The following is an 18,995-nucleotide window of genomic DNA, read 5'->3' as shown; positions in this document are numbered from 1 at the left end:
CGGTTGGCGGTTCACACCACATGGGCTTCGGGGCGCGCCTCCGCTCCGGTGGTGAAGCGGTCGGCGCTGAACGGCGTGACGTCGAGGAACGGTGTGCGGTCCAGATACAGGTCACGGACGATCTCGCCGACCGCCGGGGCCTGCAGGAAGCCATGCCCGGAAAACCCGGTCGCGTAAAGCACGTTGCCCAATTCGCCGGAGCGGCCGATCAGGGCGTTGTGGTCCGGCGTGATCTCGTAGAGCCCGGCCCAGCCGCCGACCGTCTCCATGTCGGCCAGGGCCGGGGCCTGACGCCGTGCGGCGGCGCGGAACAGCTCCAGCCACTCCGGGGTCCAGGTGGTGTCGTAGCCGTCGGCCTGACCGGGGTCGGCGAGGCCGAACAGCAGTCCGTCGTCGCTGTTGTGGAAGTAGGCCGTGGAGGAGAAGTCGATGGTGAAGGGGATGCGCGGGGCGGGCGGGGTGAGCGGGGCGGTGAAGGCCACCTGACGGCGTACCGGGCGCACCGGGAGACTGATGCCGAGCATGTCCCCGATCCGCGCCGACCAGGCGCCCGCGGTACAGATGACGGTGGCGCAGGAGATCGGCCCGTGGTCGGTGTGCACGGTGGTGGCCCGGTCCCCGGCGGTGTCGATGGCGGTGACGGCGGTGTGCGTGGCGAACGTGACTCCGGCCCGGGCGGCGGCGCGCGCGTAGCCCTGGATGACCAGGCCGGGGCGGGCGTGGCCGTCGGTGGGCGAGTGGACGGCGGCCACGAGTCCGTCGGTGCTGATGTAGGGGCACAGCCGCTGTGCCTCCTGCGGGCCGATCATGCGGCTGGGCACGTCGAGGCTGTTCTGGGTGCGGACGCAGGCTTCGAAGTCCGTGGCCTGCTGCTCGCTGGTGAGCAGGAAGAGGTAGCCGACGCTGTCGAGCCGGATGTCGGCACCGGGCCGGCGCGGGAAGTCCTGGTAGGCACGCAGGCTGCGGCTGCCCAGCTGGATGTTCAGCGGGTCGGAGAACTGGGCCCGGACCCCGCCGATGGGCTTGCCCGAGCTGCCGCAGCCCAGCTCTCCGCGTTCGACGACGACGATGTTCGCCACTCCGGCCTCGGCCAGGTGGAAGGCGGTGCTGGTGCCCATGACGCCGCCGCCGATGATCACGACGTCGGCGGCCGGCGGAACGGTGCGGAAGGAGGATGAGGGGGACGCGGAGGGCGAAGGGTGCGAGGAGGACAAGTGGCCGATCCCTTCCCGAGGCGGGCGCCGGGCCGGAAGGTTCTCCGGCCCCGGGCGCGGCGCGGCTGTCGCAGTGCAGGACGATGCCGATCAGCTGTCTGCCGGTCATCGTGCAGCACCCCGACCGTTGACGTCCATGAACAGTTATTGCTTGTGATCTATTAGGGTCTCTATATGGACTGGACGAGTGCCCAGCTGCGTTCCCTCGTCGAACTGACCCGGCGCGGCACCATCACCGCGGTGGCGGAGTCGCTGGGGTACACCCCCGGCGGGGTCTCGCAGCAGATCGCCGCGCTGGAGAAGGCCACCGGCATGGAGCTGCTGCGGCGGACCGGACGCAGGGTGGAGCTGACCGACGCGGGGATGACGCTGGCCCGGCACGCCGAGCGGATCCTGACCACGGAGGCCGAGGCAGTGGAGGCCCTGGAGCGCACCCGCAACGACGCCTCGGGCACGCTGCTGGTCGGCCTGTTCACCACGGCCGCCGCCGAGATCCTGCCGCCCGCGCTGCGCAAGGTGCGCGAGGACCATCCGGGGCTGGCGGTCCACAGCCGCGACATGGACGTGGACGAGGTGTACGACGCGGTGGCCTCCGGGGCGGTGGACCTCGCGATCGGCCTCGACTATCCGGACGTGCCGATCCCGCGCGATCCCGCGCTGCGGGTGATGCGGCTGCACCGGGAGCGCTTCTCGCTCGCGGTGCCGACCGGTTCGATGGGCCACCGGGAGACCGTCTCCATGGCGCAGGTCCGGGATCTGAAGTGGATCCTGCCGTCCGCCGAGAGCTACTACGGGCGCGCCGTGCGCACCGCCTTCCGCCGGGCGGGCGTCGAGCCCGAGGTGCTGCACGAGGTGACGGACACCGCGGCGACCCTGGCGCTGGTCGAGGCGGGGGTGGGGGTGAGCACGGTGACGGATCTGATGCTCCGGCTGCGGCCCTCCCGCTTCGATGTGGTGCGGCTGCGCGAGACGATCGAGCGGCACATCGTCGTGGTGTTCCGCTGCGCCGCGGAGCGCAGGCCCACCGTGGTGGCCCTCGTCGACGTCCTGCGCGCCGTGACGCGGTCGGGGCTGGGCGGGCGAGCATAAGCGTTCCTTGCTCCTCGGCATCAATTCTGTCGCCCTGCCGGCCCTTGTGGGGCCGGGTCACCGGCCACATCGTGAGGTGGACCACGGATCCATCGATCTACGGAGAAGGACGGCAGACGTGGCTGACGCACTCTCGCTCGTTGACGACTGGGGTCCCGAGAAGATCGTCGTCGTCTCCCACCGGCGCACCGGCATGAAGGGCGTGCTGGTCGTGGACAACACGGCCCGGGGTACGGCCAAGGGCGGCACCCGTATGAGCCCCACGGTGACGGTCGGGGAAGTCGCCCGGCTGGCCCGGGTCATGACCTGGAAGTGGGCCGGTGTCGACCTCTTCTACGGTGGCGCCAAGGCGGGCGTCGTCGCCGATCCCGCGTCCCCCGACAAGGAGGCGATCCTGCGCGCGTTCGCCCGCGCGCTGTCCAACGAGGTGCCCCGCGAGTATGTGATGGGGCTGGACATGGGGCTGACCGAGAGCGACGCGGCCATCATCCAGGACGAGTTGGGAGACCGTGGCGCGGCCGTCGGCACCCCGGAGCACCTGGGCGGCGTCGCCTACGACAAGCTCGGGGTCACGGGCTTCGGCGTCGCCGAGGCCGCCGACGCCGCCGCACAGCGCCGCGGACTGTCCTTGTCCGGCTGCCGGGTGGCCATCCAGGGGTTCGGCGCCGTGGGCGCCGCGGCGGCGGCGCGGTTCGCCGAACTGGGCGCCACCGTGGTGGCCGTGTCCACGGCACGCGGCGCGCTGCATGACCCCGGCGGGCTGGACGTGCCGTCCCTGCTGGCCGCCCGCGAGGAGCACGGCGACGACTTCGTCGTCCGCCACGCCCGGGGCGAGGCGCTCGCCTCCGGTCAGGAACTCACCGTCGACTGCGACATCCTGGTGCCCGCCGCCCTGCAGGACGTCATCGACGACCGGACGGCCCAGCTGATCAAGGCCGGACTGGTGGTCGAAGGCGCCAATCTGCCCACCTCACCGGGGGCTCAGGAGATCCTCGCCGGGCGCGGTGTCACCGTGCTGCCCGACTTCGTGGCCAACGCGGGCGGTGTCGTCGCCGCCGCGTTCGCCATGGACGCCCGCTACTCCGGGTTCGGGCCGGAGACCCGCACCATCTTCGAGACGATCTCCGGTCGGCTGCGCGCGAACGCCGTCACCGTCCTGGACGAGGCCGAGCGCCGTGGCACCACGCCGCACGCGGCCGGGCTGAGGCTGGCCGAGGAGCGCGTCCGCGCCGCCATGCTCAGCAAGGGACGCCTCTCCCGCTGAGCGGGTCACGGCGGGCCGGGGTCCGCACACGATCCACCACGGCCGCACCCGGCCGTGGAGATTTCTTGAAGAAATAAAAGAGAAAGTGACGACAGGTACGCCAAAGTTAAAGCATCGGTGTCCAAATGCGGCACGAAGCCCGGCCCCCAAAGAGCGTTTCGTCCGCTGATTGACCGTCATCCGGCAGTCCGCGCCCGCCGTTTACATGTGAAGACCCGGTGCCGGTCCCACGACCACGGGGCCGGACTTCGCGAGGGAAACCGCAGACCGGGCGGTAGGGTGACGTCGCAGTCCCGGGCCGGTCCAGAACAGCACTTGCAGCGCTCCTCACTCTTGCAGTAACCAGATGCCCCATGAAACTTTTTACTCGCAACTCTTCGTCCCGCTCCGCGGTGACCCAGGACACCCCGGCCTCTTCCGATCGCGACACCCGGCAGGGTCCCGGGCTTTCGGCCCTCACCGGGGAATGGATTATCGACGCGGCGCACAGCAGGATCGGTTTCTCCGTCCGGCACGCCATGGTGACCACGGTGCGCGGCGCCTTCACCGAATATGAAAGCCGCCTCTACTTCGACGGCCACGACCCGTCCCGCTCCCGGGCCGAGATCGTGCTGTCCAGCGGCAGCGTCGACACCGGCGTCGAGCAGCGCGACGCCCATCTGATGAGCCGCGACTTCCTGGACGCCCGGGCCTACCCGCGCATCAGCTTCCGCAGCACCGAGGTGCGGCTCGCCGGCCAGGACGTGTACCGCATGTCCGGTGACCTCACCCTGAGAGACACCACCCGTCCGGTGGTCCTGGAGCTGACCTACATCGGGCATGTCACCGATCCCTTCGGCGACGAGCGGGTCGGCTTCGACGGCACCACCACCATCAACCGTTCCGACTGGGGCCTGACCTACAGCGCCAAACTGGCCCAGGGCGGTGCCATGGTGAGCGAGAAGGTCCGCCTCCAGTTCGACATCGCGGCCATCCGCACCCCCGGCACCTGACCCCGCGTCGTACGCCCCCCCCTGACAACTGCCGCCTCCCGGCGCCCCCGTGCCGTGGAGGCCTCTACACTTCCTTCGCGTCAACGCATCAGCAAGCGCTTACGACGAGAATCGCGAGGGCAGCATGACGGCGCCTACCTCCCCCGGCCGGTCCGCGAGACCCACCCTGGACCGCAGGGGTTTCCTCCGGCGTTCCGCCTCGGTCCCGGCGGGGCTGATCGCCGTTCCGACGGCATCGGCCCTCCTGTCCGGCCCTCCGGCCCGGGCGGCGGAGAGGACGGCCGGGCGGACCCTCACGTCCTTCGTCGACGACTACCGGACCAACACCACCGCCAACCTCACCCCCGAGACCAACGCGGCCCTGCGCATCCTGAGCGGTGTACGGCGGCTCTGGCACACCGGCACGGCCTGGAACAACGGCGCCCCGCTCGCGGCCGCCGTGCTGCGTGCCAACATGCGCTACTCGATCGCCCTCACCGCGCGGCGCAGCGACGCACAGGCCCGGGAATCCTTCATCTACGACCGGCAGGACCAGAGTTACGCGGCCACCGCCGGTCTCGGCCCGCTCACCGAGGTCTACCGCACCGGCGCCAAGGCCGTCACCAGCATCACCAGCGCCCCGGACACCACCCCGGCCACCACGGTCGGCGACGCCGTACCGCCCGGCGCGCCCGCCGGTTCCGCCATCGGAGCCGGGGCCATCGACTCCGACCTCGGCGAGGTCGTCCGGCTCGTGCAGACGCTGCGCGGCCCGTACGCGTCGAGCAACCCCGCCAAGTACGGCTACCAGTACCCGCGGCCGTGGCGGATGACGGAGCACAGCGAGGTCGTGGACACCGGCGCCACGGACGCCTTCGGCTTCCCCGTCTACGCGTCCGAGGTGACCGTCACCCCTCAGCTGCTGCGTCAGCGCGGCGGCAACCCGGCCGAGGACGGCGGTTTCCCGAGCGGTCACACCAACGCGCTCTACCTGGCCGGGCTGGCGCTGGCGTACGCCATACCCGAACGGTTCCAGGAACTGGTGACCCACGCCTCCGCGGCGTCCCACACCCGGATCGTGTCCGGCATGCACTCCGCCCTCGACGTCGTCGGCGGCCGCGTCCTGGCCACCGCGCTGGCCGCCGCCGCGCTGTACGACCCGGCCAACGCCGGGCTCAAGGCCGCCGCGCGCCGGCAGGCCGCCGACTACCTCCGCTCCCGGACCGGCACCACCGCCGACACGCTCTGGGCCTACGCCCACTCGGCGGGCACGGACACCGATCCGTACGCCGATCGCGCCGCCAACGCACGCGCGTTCACCTCACGGCTGACCTACATCCTGCCCAGAAGCGACCGGCACCGCGAGATGACCGTGCCCAAGGGCGCCGAAGTGCTCATCGAGACCCGGCTGCCCTATCTCACCGCGCACCAGCGCCGGGAGGTGCTGCGCACCACCGCGCTGCCCGGCGGATACGCCCTGCTGGAGGGGCCCGAGCAGTGGGGGCGGCTCAACCTCTTCGCCGCCGCGGACGGTTACGGGGCCTTCGACCGCGACGTACGCGTCGAGATGGACGCGGACGACGGCGGCTTCAGCGCGGCCGACGCCTGGAGCAACGACATCACCGGCGACGGCGGCCTCACCAAACGGGGCACCGGCACCCTGACCCTCACCGGCCGCAACCGCTACACCGGCGGCACCCGTGTCGAGGCGGGAACCCTGGTCGCGGGGTCGCCGGAAGCCCTGGGCGCGGGAGATGTCCAGGTGCACGGCGGCACCCTGCGGCTCGCGACGCCCGGTGGCGTACGGGCGCGGCGCGGTGTCGTCGTGGCCCCCGGTGCCACGCTGGAGCTTGCGGCGGACACCGGGGACGGCGGGAAGCCCGCGCTCACCGTCGCCCGGTCCGCCGTGCTCGGCCGCGGCAGTGTCCTCGACATCCACCTGGACGGCCGCCACTCCCCCGCCCTGCACACCCGTATCAGGGTGCTGCACGCCCGCGGCGGGCTGCACGGGCGGTTCGCCGCCATCAGGGTGCGGCGGGGTGGGCACACGTACACCGCCGTACCGTCGTACTCCCGCGACTCGCTCACCGTACGGCTGACGTAGCCCGCCGGGTCAGCGATCGGGGTGGCCGCAGCGCTCCGGCTGCGGCCACGGGACGAACGCCCCGTCCTCCCGCTCCACCAGGAGCCGCTTGTCATGGGCCAGCACCCCGCGCGGGCGGAGCCCGGTCAGGCTCGCCGTGGTGTACGCGGCGCTCAGGCTGCCCAGATCGTGCACCAGGCCGATCTTGAACAGCGAGCGGGTCTCCGCGATCGCCTCGTGGTCCCCGGCCCGCATCACCACACGCAGCTCGGGCGCGACGGCCAGCGCCGCCACCGAGACGGCGATGTTGTCCAGGTCGTCCGAGGCCACCGCGGCCATCGCCTGCGCACGCCCGAGGCGGAGGGTGCGCAGGACGAACCGGTCCGTGGCGTCGGCGACCACGACGGGCACCCCGAGCGCCCTGGCCAGCCGCAGGTTCGGGGCCGCCGGGTTCCGCTCCACCGCGATCACACCGATGCCCAGGGCCTGCAGCTGGGTGCACAGCCGCAGCCCCACCTGCCCGAGCCCGACGACGACCACATGGCCGCCCCGGGGCAGGGCGCGCGGGCCCAGGATGCCGACAGCTCGCGGGGCCAGCAGGCGGTCGACCACACCGGCCGTGAACACGGCGGTGAAGACGATGGTGATGAGCATCGCGAGACCGGAGAACATCAGATACGCGTGCGAGCCGTGGGCGAGCGCCGGGCCGACGGCGGACACGGTGCGCGCCGCCTCGAAGAACGCCTCGACGGGTGTGCGATGGTGCAGGGCCACCAGCCAGGCCCAGTCCGTCAGCAGCACGGTGAGCAGCCCGCCGAGTCCCATCAGCATGATCCGCGAACTGCCGTCGTGCGGCCGCAGCTGCCCCCGGAACTTCCCCAGCCAGGCCCGGTACCGCAGGGAGCGCGGTGGCCGGTACGGCTGGAGGCGCACGGTGTCCCCGTCCCAGCGGGCACCGGCGTGGCCCGAGGACGTCTTGGTGAGCGCGAGCAGATCGGGCTGGAGGCAGCCCGCCAGGAGCACCGGCGCGGCCACATCGGCCGGCGAGGTGACCTGACAGTTCGGGACCACCCGCACCAGCTGCTCGGCCACGGTCCGGTCGAAGATCGTCACCACGAGGGTGACCCTGGGATGGATGTGTTCCACCGCGAGCGCGTAGCGCAGGGACTCGGCGTCGTCCTCCAGCAGGATCGCGACCCCTGCCACCTCCCGGTCCAGCGCCTGCCGCAGATCCTCGTCGGTGGGCTGGGCGAGGTGGCGCACACGGTGTCCGCCCGCCCGCAGGGAGCCGCAGACCTTGCGCGCCACCTCGCCGCCGATCACGACGAAGTACCGCTCACCGACCGCGTCGGGGGTGTGCTGCGCCTCCCGCATGCGGCTCCTCCTCGACGCGTTCGACCGGGGCATGTGACCGCACACGGTAGGCGCGGGGACACCGCGTCACCATGCGCAGATGCCACACGGTCAGCGCCGCTGGTCAGACATATGCTCAACGTCGCCGAGGTAGGAGGCCACCCAGGCCAGCGGCGCGTTCCAGTTGATGGTGATCTCGTTGGTGGAGAACGCCATGAGGTCGTCGGTGTAGCACATCGCCGGGGCGCAGCCCTTCAGCTTCTTGCGCGAGACGGGGTCCTGCAGTCCGGAGTTCGGGCCGCCGGCCAGGGAACCGCGCGCCGGGCTCGGCAGCCTGGGGTCGAGCTGGTGCGCCCAGAAGCGGTGGTGCTGGTGGTGGGAGTTCCGTTCACCGTAGCCCGTGACATAGGACTGGTTGAGCGGATTGCCGCCCAGCAGATAGTCCATGCCGCGCAGCACCGCGTCGCGGTAGCGGGTCTTGCCGGTCAGCTCGTGCGCGGTGGCGAGCACCACCATGTTGTTCAGCACCTGGCTGTTGGAGCCCCACTCGTACGCGCCGCCCTTGGGCGCGTACGGCACCCCGTAGGCCGACTTCGCGGAGTCCGAGACGTAGCGGTCGGCGGCCTTGATCACCGTCGCGCGCACGGCGGCGCGCCGGGTGTGGTCGAGCTTGCTGGGCACGGTGGCCAGGTCGAGCGCTCCGAGGCCCGCGGTCGCGGACCAGGACAGGGCGCCGCCGCGCGGGAAGAGGGCGTCGACGTCGCCGTTGAGCGGTGAGCCGAGGACCGCCGTGCGGTAGGTGTTCTCGCCGGTGGTGAGGAACAGCTCGGCGGCGGCCCAGTAGAACTCGTCGCCGACGTGGCGGTCGCCGTACGCGCCGCCCCCGATGGAGTCCTTGTCACTGGCGAACATCTTCGGATGCTTCTTGGCCGCGGCCCAGGCGGTCCGGGCCGTGTCCAGGCACCGGGCGGCGAAGTGCGGATCGTAGGGCTTGAAGAGGCGGGCGCACTGCGCCGCGGTGGCCGCGAGGTTGAGGGTGGCCGCGGTGGACGGCGGGCGCAGCACCCGCGGCTGCCGGTCCCGGTCCGGTCGCGTCGGGAAGCCGGTCCAGTGCTTGTCGTGCACCTTATGGAAGGCCATACCGGCATACGGCTTGCCCCGGGGCACCTGCATGCGCAGCAGGAAGTCCATCTCCCAGCGCGCCTCGTCGAGGATGTCGGGGACGCCGTTGCCGCGCTCGGGCACCCGCAGCTTGCCGTCACCCAGCGCGTCGCCGCCCGCACCCGGAGTGGTGCGGGTGCGCTCGTACGCGGACATCAGCTGGGCCACGGAGATGCCGCCGTTGACGACGTATTTGCCCTGGTCACCGGCGTCGTACCAGCCGCCGGAGACATTCCGCCGGTAGTCGGACCCGTAGCCCCGGAAGGGGACGTCGGTGTCGCCACGGTGCGGGGCGGCCTCGTCGTGGCCCGCGGGTCGGGCGTACCGGGCCCCGACCAGATCCTTGTCGATCCTGATGCCGCTGCGGTTATGGTAGAAGTACGCCAGCGAGTCGGTGCGCAGCGTGTCGTAGAGGTGGTCACCGATGGTGAACGGCTCGCTCTTCTTCCCGCCGATGGTGACGGTGTAGCCCTCGCCCGCGTCGGTGACCTTACTGAAGTCGAAGGTCTGGACGCGTTGGCGGGAGCTGGGGTCGACGCCCGCGGGGGTGGTGACGCCGCCGGCCCGTTTCGTGCCGTCGGCGGTCCGCAGCGTCCACGTCAAGGGCCTGGTGGCGCTGGTGACGACGGTGCCCTTCTTGGGGCCGTACGTCGGATAGCCGACCTGGTTCACCCGCACCGGCGAGCCGGTGCCGGGCGTGGGGCCGGGCTTCTCGGCACCCGTCCCGGCCCCGTGGTCCGCGGCTCCGGCGGCGGGGGCGGCCAGGGCGCCCAGCGCCAGGCTCGCGGCGACGGCCGCGCCCAGCACACGCGGGCGTCGTTCGACGTGTATAGCCATGCCGCAGAGCCTAGAAAGACGGGTTGACCTGCGGCTTCGTACGCTTAGCCGAAATCCGGCTACCCACATCGACCGAGTCCCGGCTACCTCAATTGAGGTAGCCGGGACTCGGTAAGGGGTCAGCTCACATCGGAGACCTTCCAGCGCTGGTTCGCGCCGGAATTCGGGGTCCATGTGTCGACGGCGGCGCCGTCGTGTGTGGCCTGGCCGCCCACCTCCAGGAGCCGGCCGGTGGCCGCGTTGACCAGGGTCCAGGTGCCGTCACCGGTGGTCGACATGATCCACTGGGTGGCCTTGTCCCGCTTCCCGTGGTCCGCCTCCAGCACCGGGGCGCCGTCGCGGACGGCCAGCCGCTTGCCCGCCACGGGGTTGGTGAACACATACCGCTGCCGGTTGCCGGTGTCGCCGCTGATCTGGCGCAGCTGCCACCGCTGGCCGGGGGTGGCCGCCTCGGCGCCCTTGATGACGAGCTTGGTGCCGTCGTCCGCGACGGTGAGCGCCTTGCCGCTCTGGACACCGGTCAGCTCGTACGTGTGGCCCTTGCGCAACAGCGCGGCGTCCTTGGCCACCCCGGACACGCCCTTGACGAGGAAGGTCGTCACGGACTGGGCGGGCGCGGTGAAGGTGGCCTTCCGGTCGGTCACCTTGATGGCGTCCTGCCGCTGGAGCTTGCCGTCGGCGCTGGTCACCACGGGGGTGACGGTCGCGTGGCGGCCGATCTTGCCGAACTTGGACAGGTCGAGGGTGACGTTGCGCTCACCCGCGCCGCTGTTGACGTGGACGACGGTGGCCGCGTCGCCCTTCCGGGAGACGGCCGCGGCGCTGGAGGTGTCATCGGTCCTGATGAGCCGGTCGCCGGGCTTGATGTAGTGGGTGAAGTTGCGGGCCGTGTCGAACTTGGTGTTCGTCCGGATGGGGCAGGTGTCGAGCGTGTCCTTGGAGGTGCAGCTGAACGGGAGCTGGATGCTGCCCCAGTTCCCGCCCTTGGCCGACTCCCCGCCGGGCTTCATGTTGTCGTAGTCCTCGACGGGCTGCCAGAACACCCAGGCTCGGGGCTCCAGTTCCCGGAGGTCGTCGACCATCTGCTTGGCCAGGCCGAGGCCGGGCCGCATGTCCGTGAAGCTCTGGCCGTCGCCCCAGTCGCCCTCGACCTCGCTCATCCACAGCGGCTTGTCCGCCGCCTTGGCCAGGTCGCGCACGCTGGTGCGGCCGCCGGTGCCGTAGGTGTGGACGTTCATCTGGCCGACGAGGTCGCGCACCGCTTGCGGGTAGGTGTTCCAGTTCTGCGTGAAGATGCTGGGGTTGGTCTCGTCCATCGCGGAGATCTTGGTGCCGGTCCTCGCCTTCTTCAGGGCGGGGGCCAGGGCGTTGATGACCTTCTGCTGGAGTTCGGGGCCGATGTGGGCCCCTTCCTGCCGTCCGCCGACCGGCTCGCCGTCGGCGCCCAGGCGGGTGCTCCAGTAGTTGGTGTTGGGTTCGTTGAACGGGTCGAGGGTGTCGACCTTGATGCCGTGCGCCTTCTCCAGCCGCTTGGTGGCGCCCGCCAGATAGGCGGCGAAGTCGTCGACGGAGTCCGGCTTGAGCTGGTCGTCGGTGGCGTTGAAGCCGCCGGAGACATAGCCGCTCTTCGTCATGAACCAGGGCGGCGAGTTGCTGAACGTCTCCCAGTGGTCGATGTCGCCTCTGATGCGGTCGACCCACCAGCGCTGGGTGGCGTCGGCGTCGGGGTTCCAGTCGGCCTTGTCGTCCGCGTTCCACCAGTCGGTGTCCTCGCGCGTGGTGCCCGCCGGGGCCTTCCACCAGCCCTCGACCGCTCCCCCGGCGCGGAGGTAGTCCTTGACGTCGGGGGCGTTGCCACCGCCGATGTTGTAGCGGGCGATGTTGAGGGCGAGGCCGTCGTCCCCGAAGAGCAGCTTGGCCAGCTTCTCGCGGATCTCCTTGGGGTAGTCGCCGGTGGCGTTGGCGAACCAGACCAGGCTGGTGCCCCAGCCCTCGAATCCCTCCGCCTTGTACGAGGGGTCGGGTGAGACGGTGACGGCGTCGGCCGTCGCCGTCGCCGGGGCCTGCGCGGTCACCGGCGGGGCGGTGATCAGGGCGGCCCCGGTGGCCAGGGCGGTGACTGAGAGGGTTCCCAGGAGTCGTCGTGTGCGGGTACGGCGTGCCAACGTGTGCTCCCAACTCGTGTGCGGACGCTTCGGTGGACCGGCCGCCGTGCCCGCGAGGGCGACGACGGAGTTTCAGGAGGCTTGAGGAGGCTTCAGGAGGCGGTGACGGACGTGGCGGGTCCCGCCGTCAGGTCGCGGGCTGCCGCAGCACTTCGACGCCCCTGGGGGCCAGGATGAGCGCGCCGTCGTCCGCGCCGCCGCCGATCAGGGGTTCCCCGGCGAGTCCGGTCAGCGGCACCGTGGCGTCGGTGCGGTTGACCAGGAACAGATAGCGGCTGCCGCCGCCGTGGCGCACGGCCAGCTCGACGCTTCCGCGTGCGGCGGCCGGCAGTTCGCTGCCCACACCGGCGGGCGCGAGCAGCCCCGGCAGCAGTCCGGTGAGTCCGTCCGGGCCCAGCCGGGTGGAGACGTACGCGGCCGATCCCCCGCCCACGGCGCGGCGGGTGACGGCGGGGCGGCCCGTGTACGTCCCGCTGCGGTAGTGGGCCAGGACCTCCACCTCGGGGTCGGTGACGGTGATCCGGTCGGTCCACAGGGTGCCGGTGGCCGTGCCGTCGGATGCGGACCGGGCCTCGATCTCGACGGCCTCGCCGTCGAGCAGCGGGCCGAACTCCTCGATGCGGATGCCGAGCAGCTCGCTCAGGGCTCCCGGGTAGCCGCCGAGCCAGATGTGGTCGTTCTCGTCAACGACGCCGGAGAAGTAGGTGGCGATGAGGTGGCCGCCCTGCTCGGCGTACCGGGTGAGGTCCTTGGCCAGCGCCGCGGGGACCATGTGCAGCACGGGCGCGATCAGCACCTCGTAGCGGTCGAGGCCGGTCTGCGCGGTGACGACGTCGGCCCGGATGCCGAGGGCAAGGAGGGCGGAGTACCAGTCCAGCGCCTCCTGGCGGTAGTCGAGACGGGAGGTCGGGTGGGAGTCCTGTTCGCTCGCCCACCACGACTCCCAGTCGAAGACGATCCCGACCCGGGCCGGTTCGCGTGTCGTGCCGGCCACCGGGGCCAGGGCGCGCAGGGTCCGGCCGAGGGCGGCCACCGCGCGGAACACCTCGCTGTCGGGCCCGGCGTGCGGCACCATCGCCGAGTGGTACTTCTCGGCTCCGGCCGCCGACTGCCGCCACTGGAAGTAGCACACGGCGTCGGCGCCGTGCGCGACGTGCAGCAGCGCGTCACGGGCCAGCTCGCCCGGCCGCTTGGCCACGTTGACCGGCTGCCAGTTCACGGCGCTGGTGGAGTGCTCCATGAGGAACCAGGGGCGTCCGCCGGAGATGCCGCTGACGAGGTTCGCGGAGAAGGACAGCTCGTCGCGGTCCTGCGGGCCGGGCCTGACGTAGTGGTCGTTGGAGACGAAGTCGACCTCACCGGCCCAGTCGGCGTAGTTCATGCCCTTGGTCTCGCCCATCACCATGAAGTTCGTGGTGACGGGGATGCCGGGGGTGAGCTCGCGCAGGATGTCCCGCTCCGCGCGCAGGTGCTCCTTCAGCGCGTCGGAGGAGAAGCGCTTGAAGTCCAGCTGCTGGGTGGGGTTCGGATGGGACGCGGCCAGCCGGGGCGGGAGGATCTGCTCCCAGGCGCTGTACCGCTGGGACCAGAACGCGGTGCCCCAGGCGTGGTTGAGGGCATCGAGGGTGGTGTAGCGGGCGCGCAGCCAGTCGCGGAAGGCGCGGGCGGCGTCGTCGGAGTAGTCGTAGATGTTGTGGCAGCCCAGCTCGTTGGAGACGTGCCAGGCCACCAGTGCGGGATGACCGGCGTACCGCTCGGCCATCTTCCGCACCAGGCGCAGCGCGTGGGTGCGGAAGACGGGCGAGGTGGGGCGCCAGTGCTGCCGCGCCCCCGGCCACACCGTCTCACCGGAGGCGGTCACCGGGAGGATCTCCGGGTGCGCCGTGGTGAGCCAGGGTGGCGGGGAGGCGGTGGCGGTGGCCAGGTCGACCGCGATGCCACCGGTGTGCAGCAGGTCCATGATCTCGTCGAGCCAGCCGAAGTCCCACTCGTCCTCGGCCGGCTGGATGCGGGCCCAGGAGAAGATCCCCACGGAGACGATGGTGACACCGGCCTCGCGCATGAGCCGGATGTCGTCCTCCCACACCTCGCGCGGCCACTGCTCGGGGTTGTAGTCCGCGCCGTAGCCGAGGCGTGGGGTGGGGTCACCGTCCGGCCCATGCGGAGGCTGGGACTGGAGGGTGGAGATCATGGTGGTCCTTCCGGTGAACCGTACGGGGCGGCGCGGGGGCTGTTACTTCTGGACGGTGAAGCCCTGCTCTTCGCCGTACTTGACGGACGCGTCCTGCCAGGCCTTCAGACCTGCGGCCAGCTTGGTGTTCGAGACGTAGGCCTTGCCGACGGTGTCGTTGAAGATGTTGTTGGCGTAGACCTGGTAGGGCAGGTACGACCAGCCGCGGCCGACGTTCGCGGCCGACTCGGCGAAGATCTTGTTGGCCTTCTGGCCGCCGAAGTACGGGAACGCGGTGTCCTGGAACGCCTTGGACTCCAGGTCCGCGGTGGTCGCCGGGAAGGCGCCCTCCTTGATCCGGGTCTGTACGCCCTTGCCGGCGTTGGCGTACTCGGTGAAGGCGTAGGCGAGTTCCTTGTGCTTGCCCAGGGTGGGCAGGGCCAGGGAGCTTCCGCCGTTCTCCGCGGTGGTCTTGTCCCCCGCCTTCCACTGCGGCAGGGGTGCCACACGCCAGTCGCCGGAGGCGTCCTTCACGCCGGAGGCGAAGTTGGCGGGCATCCAGGCGCCCGCGTTCAGGGTGGCGATGGTGCCGTCGCCGAGGCCCTTGTACCAGTCGTCGGTCCAGCCGGTGATGGGCGCGATCAGCTTCTCGTCGAGGAGCTTCTGCCAGGTGTCGGTGTACCTCTTGGCGCCCGCGTCGGAGAAGTCGATCTTCACCTTGGTGCCGTCGACCTTGTACGGACGGGAGCCGGCCTGCCACAGCATGCTGGTGGCGGTGCCGCCCTCTCCCGTGTCGGCGGTGATGTACGCCTTGGGGTCGGCCTTGTGCAGCTCGCGCGCGGTCTTGACGTAATCGTCCCAGGTGGTGGGCACCTTGAGCTTGTACTTGTCGAAGACCTTCTTGTTGTAGAACATCGCCATGGGCCCGGAGTCCATGGGCAGGGCGTAGACGTCCTTGCCGGACTTCACGGAGTGCCACGGGCCCGGGGAGTACTTGTCGGCGAGCTTGTCGGCGCCGTACGGGCCCAGCTTGTCGAGGGCCTTGGTCAGCGCGTACTCGCCCAGCGCGTAGTACTCGATCTGGGCGACGTCGGGGACGCCCTTCTTCGCGGCGATGGCGTTCTGCAGGGCCTTGTACTGGTCCTTGTTGGTGCCCGCGTTGACGAGGTTGACCTTGACCTTGGGGTGTTCCTTCTCGAAGTCCTTGGCGACCTTCGTGAGCGTGGGCTCCCAGGCCCACACCGTCAGGGTGCCGCCCTTCTTCAGGGCCGCGTCGATGTCCTTGGCGGACACCGGCTTGCTGTCGGCGGCGCTGTCGTCGGAGCCGCCGCAGGCGGTGGCCCCCAGGGTGAGGGCGGAGACCAGGGCTATGCCGCGCAGCAGGCGGCGGGTGTTCTTGCGCATGGGCGTGCTTTCCACTTCTTCGTGCGGCGGGACGGTGGGGCTATTCCTTGACGCTTCCGGCGGCGAGCCCGGACTGCCAGTACTTCTGGAGCAGGAGGAACGCGGCGATCAGCGGCACGATGGTGATCAGGGAGCCGGTGATGACGAGGTTGAACACGGCCTTGCCACCGGCGGTCGCGGCCTGCAGGTTCCAGCTGTTGAGGCCCACGGTGAGCGGATACCAGTCCGGGTCCTTCAGCATGATCAGCGGAAGGAAGTAGTTGTTCCAGGTGGCGACCATCGTGAACAGCAGGACGGTCACGATGCCGGGGGCGAGCAGCGGCAGGACGACCTGGAAGAAGGTACGCACCTCACTGGCGCCGTCGATGCGGGCGGCCTCCAGTAGTTCCTCCGGTACGGCCTCGGTGGCGAAGACCCACATCAGGTAGAGGCCGAACGGCGAGATGAGGGACGGGATGATCACCGCCCAGGGGGTGTCGGTCAGCCCCATCTTGCTGAACATCAGGAAGGTGGGCACGGCCAGCGCGGTGCCGGGCACCGCGACGGCTCCGATGACGACGGCGAACACGGCACGCTTGCCCGGGAAGGTGAACTTCGCCAGGGCGTAGCCGCCGAGGACCGCCAGCAGGGTGGCGCCACCGGCGCCGACCGCCACGTACAGCAGGGTGTTCAGCAGCCAGCGGACGAAGACGCCGTCGTTGTAGGTGAACGTCTCGCGGATGTTGTCCCACAGGGCGAAGTCGCCGCTGAACCACAGCCCGAACGACCGGGCCAGGCCCTCCTGGGTCTTGGTGGCGCTGATGACCAGCCAGGCGAGCGGCACCAGCGAGTACAGCAGGACCAGCCCGGTGAGGACGGTCAGCAGCACGCTGCGGCGCGGGCGGCGCCCCGCGGCGCGCTTCCGGGGCCCGCGCAGCCGGGGCGCGGAGCCCGGGGATCCGGCCGGGGCGGGGGCGGGCCGGGAGACGGTGGTGGCGGGGGTGGACATCGCTTCACGCTCCCTTGCGCATGCCGCGCAGCTGGACGACATAGGCGATGACCATGGTGATGAGCCCCATGATGATGGCGACCGTCGCGGAGTAGTTGTGCTGCTGGCCCGAGAAGGACAGCGAGTACGTGTAGAAGTTCGGGGTGTAGTCGGTGGTGATGGAGTTCGGTGCCAGCTTCTGCAGGATGTTCGGCTCGTTGAACAGCTGGAACGTGCCGATGATCGAGAAGATGGTGGCGATGACCAGGGCGCCGCGGATCGCGGGGAGCTTGATGGCGGTGATGACGCGGATCTGCCCGGCGCCGTCGATCTCCGCGGCCTCGTACAGGGAGTGCGGGATGACGCGGAGCGCGGAGTAGAAGATCAGCATGTTGTAGCCGACGAACTCCCACGTGACGATGTTGCCGATGGACGTCAGCACCAGATCGGGCGACAGCGGGTTCGGCAGCGACACCCCGAGGGCGTCGTTGATGTCGCTCACCAGGCCGAAGCGGGTGCCGTACATGAACCCCCACATGAGGGTGGCGACCACGGCGGGCACCGCGTACGGCAGGAAGATCGAGATCCGGAAGAAGTCCCGCCCGTACAGCCGCCCGCTGTCCAGGGCGAGGGCCACGAGCAGGGCGATGCCCAGCATGATCGGCACCTGCACCAGCAGGAACAGCGACACCCGGGTCAGGGACGTCCAGAACCGGTCGTCCTGCAGGGCCTGCTGGTAGTTGTCCAGGCCGACGAAGGAGGTGCCGCCGATGAGCTGGTCACGGAAGAGGCTGAGGTAGACCGAGTAGGCGATGGGGGCCAGGAAGACGAAGGCGAAGACCACCACGAAGGGCCCGATGAACCCCCACCCCGTCCAGGAGCGGCGGTCCCCCTTCGCCGGAGGCCGGGCCGGGCGCCGTTTCACGGCGGCGGGGGGTTGCAGCGTCGTCATGTCGTTCCTCGCTCGTCCATCGTGGAACCGGCGCCATGCGCCGTCGCGATGTTTGCGTAAACATTTCGGCGCTCAAAGGGAGCGTGGAGGTGTTATGTTTACGTAAACATCTGATGGCGGAATGTCTACACTGCCCCAATGACGGTGGTCAAGAGGCATCTGGCAAAACCGGGACGCGACGTGGCGAGGGAGAAAGTGGAAGCAGCGGACACCCCCTCGGCGGACGGCCCCCCGGCGGTCGGCGGCGCCCGGACGCGGACCCCCGGGCGCGCGCAGCGCGCGTCGATGGCGGACGTGGCCCGGCTCGCCGGTGTCTCCGCGCAGACCGTCTCCCGGGTCTCCAACGGCTACCCCGGTGTCACCGAGGAGACGCGGCGGGAGGTGCTGGCCGCCATGAAGCAGCTCGGCTACCGGCCCAACAGCGCCGCCCGGGCGCTCAAACGCGGCGAGTTCCGCACCATCGGCGTCATCACCTTCACCCTCTCCACCACGGGCAATGTGCGCACGCTCGAAGCGATCGCCACCTCCGCGGCACACGAGGGCTACGCCGTCACCCTGCTCCCCGTCGCCGTCCCCACCCAGGACGAGGTGCGCGGCGCCTTCTCCCGGCTGGGCGAACTCGCCGTCGACGCCGTCATCGTCATCATGGAGGTCCATCTCCTCGACGCGGCGGCGCTCTCCCTGCCGCCCCACGTCCAGGTCGTCGTGGCCGACTCCGACGCCGGTGACCGCTATACGGTGGTCGACACCGACCAGGCGGGCGGCACCCGCGACGCGGTGGACCATCTGCTCGGCCTCGGCCATCGGACCGTGTGGCATCTCGCCGGACCCGAGGGGTCCTTCGCGGCGCAGCGCCGCGCCGACGCCTGGCAGACGGCGCTCACCGAGGCCGGGCGCGTCCCGCCGCCGCTCGTACGGGGCGACTGGTCGGCCGAGTCCGGCTACCGGGCCGGGCTGGCGCTCGCCGCCGAGGAGGACTGCACGGCGGTGTTCGCCGCCAACGACCAGATGGCGCTCGGCCTGCTGCGGGCGCTGCACGAGAAGGGCCGGACGGTGCCGGACGACGTCAGCGTCATCGGCTTCGACGACATCCCCGAGGCCGGGTCGTTCCTGCCGCCGCTGACCACCGTGCACCAGGACTTCGCCGAGGTCGGACGGCGCTGCGTCGAGGGCGTCCTGCGCCAGATGCGGCCGAGCGCCCCGCGCCGTGGCACCACGCTCGTCCCCACCCGGCTCGTGGTGCGCCACAGCACCGCGGCGCCGCCTCCGCGGTAACCGCCGCCGCGGTAGCCGCGCTCGCGGTAATCGTCCTCGCGGCACAACGGGCGCGGCCGGTACGGGGAGACATCTGCTCCTCGTACCGGC

Annotated in this window: 13 protein-coding genes; 5 read left to right on the top strand and 8 right to left on the bottom strand. The window is 70.9% G+C overall.

Going from position 1 to position 18,995, the window contains the following annotated elements; all coding sequences use genetic code 11:
* Positions 1-11 precede the first annotated feature (11 nt).
* Positions 12-1,139: an FAD-dependent oxidoreductase gene (locus ACFZCY_RS25220; protein ID WP_391178293.1), complete on the bottom strand. Its 1,128-nt coding sequence runs from the start codon at positions 1,137-1,139 to the stop codon at positions 12-14.
* Positions 1,140-1,388: 249 nt separating this feature from the next.
* Here ACFZCY_RS25220 and ACFZCY_RS25215 point away from each other — a divergent pair, with 249 nt between their 5' ends.
* The 4 genes from ACFZCY_RS25215 to ACFZCY_RS25200 all read left to right on the top strand — a co-directional run bounded on the left by ACFZCY_RS25215 (position 1,389) and on the right by ACFZCY_RS25200 (position 6,642).
* Positions 1,389-2,303: a LysR substrate-binding domain-containing protein gene (locus tag ACFZCY_RS25215; RefSeq protein WP_391177450.1), complete on the top strand. Its 915-nt coding sequence runs from the start codon at positions 1,389-1,391 to the stop codon at positions 2,301-2,303.
* 118 nt (positions 2,304-2,421) lie between these two features.
* A complete protein-coding gene (locus ACFZCY_RS25210; protein ID WP_391177447.1) occupies positions 2,422-3,567 on the top strand; it encodes a Glu/Leu/Phe/Val dehydrogenase dimerization domain-containing protein in 1,146 nt (381 codons plus the stop codon).
* 353 nt (positions 3,568-3,920) lie between these two features.
* A complete protein-coding gene (locus ACFZCY_RS25205) occupies positions 3,921-4,559 on the top strand; it encodes a YceI family protein (protein ID WP_391177443.1) in 639 nt (212 codons plus the stop codon).
* A 124-nt stretch (positions 4,560-4,683) separates the two neighbouring features.
* Complete coding sequence (locus ACFZCY_RS25200) at positions 4,684-6,642, top strand: phosphatase PAP2 family protein (protein ID WP_391177440.1); 1,959 nt, start codon at positions 4,684-4,686, stop codon at positions 6,640-6,642.
* Positions 6,643-6,651: 9 nt separating this feature from the next.
* On the opposite strand, the gene ACFZCY_RS25195 is transcribed toward ACFZCY_RS25200, so the two are convergent.
* The 7 genes from ACFZCY_RS25195 to ACFZCY_RS25165 all read right to left on the bottom strand — a co-directional run bounded on the left by ACFZCY_RS25195 (position 6,652) and on the right by ACFZCY_RS25165 (position 17,630).
* Positions 6,652-7,995, bottom strand: a complete 1,344-nt coding sequence (locus ACFZCY_RS25195; protein ID WP_391177437.1) for an NAD-binding protein — start codon at positions 7,993-7,995, stop codon at positions 6,652-6,654.
* A gap of 90 nt (positions 7,996-8,085) precedes the next feature.
* Positions 8,086-9,972 (bottom strand): glycoside hydrolase family 9 protein, encoded by a 1,887-nt coding sequence (locus tag ACFZCY_RS25190; RefSeq protein WP_391177434.1) that lies wholly within the window; start codon positions 9,970-9,972, stop codon positions 8,086-8,088.
* A 119-nt stretch (positions 9,973-10,091) separates the two neighbouring features.
* Positions 10,092-12,137 carry an RICIN domain-containing protein gene (locus ACFZCY_RS25185; protein ID WP_391177431.1) on the bottom strand — a complete coding sequence of 682 codons (2,046 nt, stop codon included), beginning with the start codon at positions 12,135-12,137 and terminating at the stop codon, positions 10,092-10,094.
* Positions 12,138-12,264: 127 nt separating this feature from the next.
* The gene (locus tag ACFZCY_RS25180) at positions 12,265-14,328 is read right to left on the bottom strand and encodes a beta-galactosidase (protein ID WP_391177428.1); all 2,064 of its coding nucleotides are present in this window, start codon (positions 14,326-14,328) and stop codon (positions 12,265-12,267) included.
* Between the two features lie 42 nt (positions 14,329-14,370).
* Entirely contained in the window at positions 14,371-15,711 is a 1,341-nt protein-coding gene (locus ACFZCY_RS25175; protein ID WP_391177424.1) for an extracellular solute-binding protein, read from the bottom strand.
* 40 nt (positions 15,712-15,751) lie between these two features.
* A complete protein-coding gene (locus ACFZCY_RS25170; RefSeq protein WP_391177421.1) occupies positions 15,752-16,699 on the bottom strand; it encodes an ABC transporter permease subunit in 948 nt (315 codons plus the stop codon).
* A 4-nt stretch (positions 16,700-16,703) separates the two neighbouring features.
* The gene (locus ACFZCY_RS25165) at positions 16,704-17,630 is read right to left on the bottom strand and encodes an ABC transporter permease subunit (protein WP_391177418.1); all 927 of its coding nucleotides are present in this window, start codon (positions 17,628-17,630) and stop codon (positions 16,704-16,706) included.
* 285 nt (positions 17,631-17,915) lie between these two features.
* Here ACFZCY_RS25165 and ACFZCY_RS25160 point away from each other — a divergent pair, with 285 nt between their 5' ends.
* Positions 17,916-18,905 carry a substrate-binding domain-containing protein gene (locus ACFZCY_RS25160; protein ID WP_391178290.1) on the top strand — a complete coding sequence of 330 codons (990 nt, stop codon included), beginning with the start codon at positions 17,916-17,918 and terminating at the stop codon, positions 18,903-18,905.
* The last annotated feature ends 90 nt before the right edge of the window (positions 18,906-18,995 follow it).

The sequence above is a fragment of the Streptomyces sp. NPDC007983 genome, from assembly GCF_042958345.1.
Lineage (GTDB): Bacteria > Actinomycetota > Actinomycetes > Streptomycetales > Streptomycetaceae > Streptomyces.
This window is presented reverse-complemented; position numbering and strand designations above follow the sequence as displayed.

Coding starts and splice junctions, on each gene's coding strand:
- ACFZCY_RS25215 (WP_391177450.1), top strand. CDS start 1,389: ATGGACTGGACGAGTGCCCAGCTGCGTTCCCTCGTCGAACTGACCCGG.
- ACFZCY_RS25205 (WP_391177443.1), top strand. CDS start 3,921: ATGAAACTTTTTACTCGCAACTCTTCGTCCCGCTCCGCGGTGACCCAG.
- ACFZCY_RS25200 (WP_391177440.1), top strand. CDS start 4,684: ATGACGGCGCCTACCTCCCCCGGCCGGTCCGCGAGACCCACCCTGGAC.
- ACFZCY_RS25195 (WP_391177437.1), bottom strand. CDS start 7,995: ATGCGGGAGGCGCAGCACACCCCCGACGCGGTCGGTGAGCGGTACTTC.
- ACFZCY_RS25190 (WP_391177434.1), bottom strand. CDS start 9,972: ATGGCTATACACGTCGAACGACGCCCGCGTGTGCTGGGCGCGGCCGTC.
- ACFZCY_RS25180 (WP_391177428.1), bottom strand. CDS start 14,328: ATGATCTCCACCCTCCAGTCCCAGCCTCCGCATGGGCCGGACGGTGAC.
- ACFZCY_RS25175 (WP_391177424.1), bottom strand. CDS start 15,711: ATGCGCAAGAACACCCGCCGCCTGCTGCGCGGCATAGCCCTGGTCTCC.
- ACFZCY_RS25170 (WP_391177421.1), bottom strand. CDS start 16,699: ATGTCCACCCCCGCCACCACCGTCTCCCGGCCCGCCCCCGCCCCGGCC.
- ACFZCY_RS25165 (WP_391177418.1), bottom strand. CDS start 17,630: ATGACGACGCTGCAACCCCCCGCCGCCGTGAAACGGCGCCCGGCCCGG.
- ACFZCY_RS25160 (WP_391178290.1), top strand. CDS start 17,916: ATGGCGGACGTGGCCCGGCTCGCCGGTGTCTCCGCGCAGACCGTCTCC.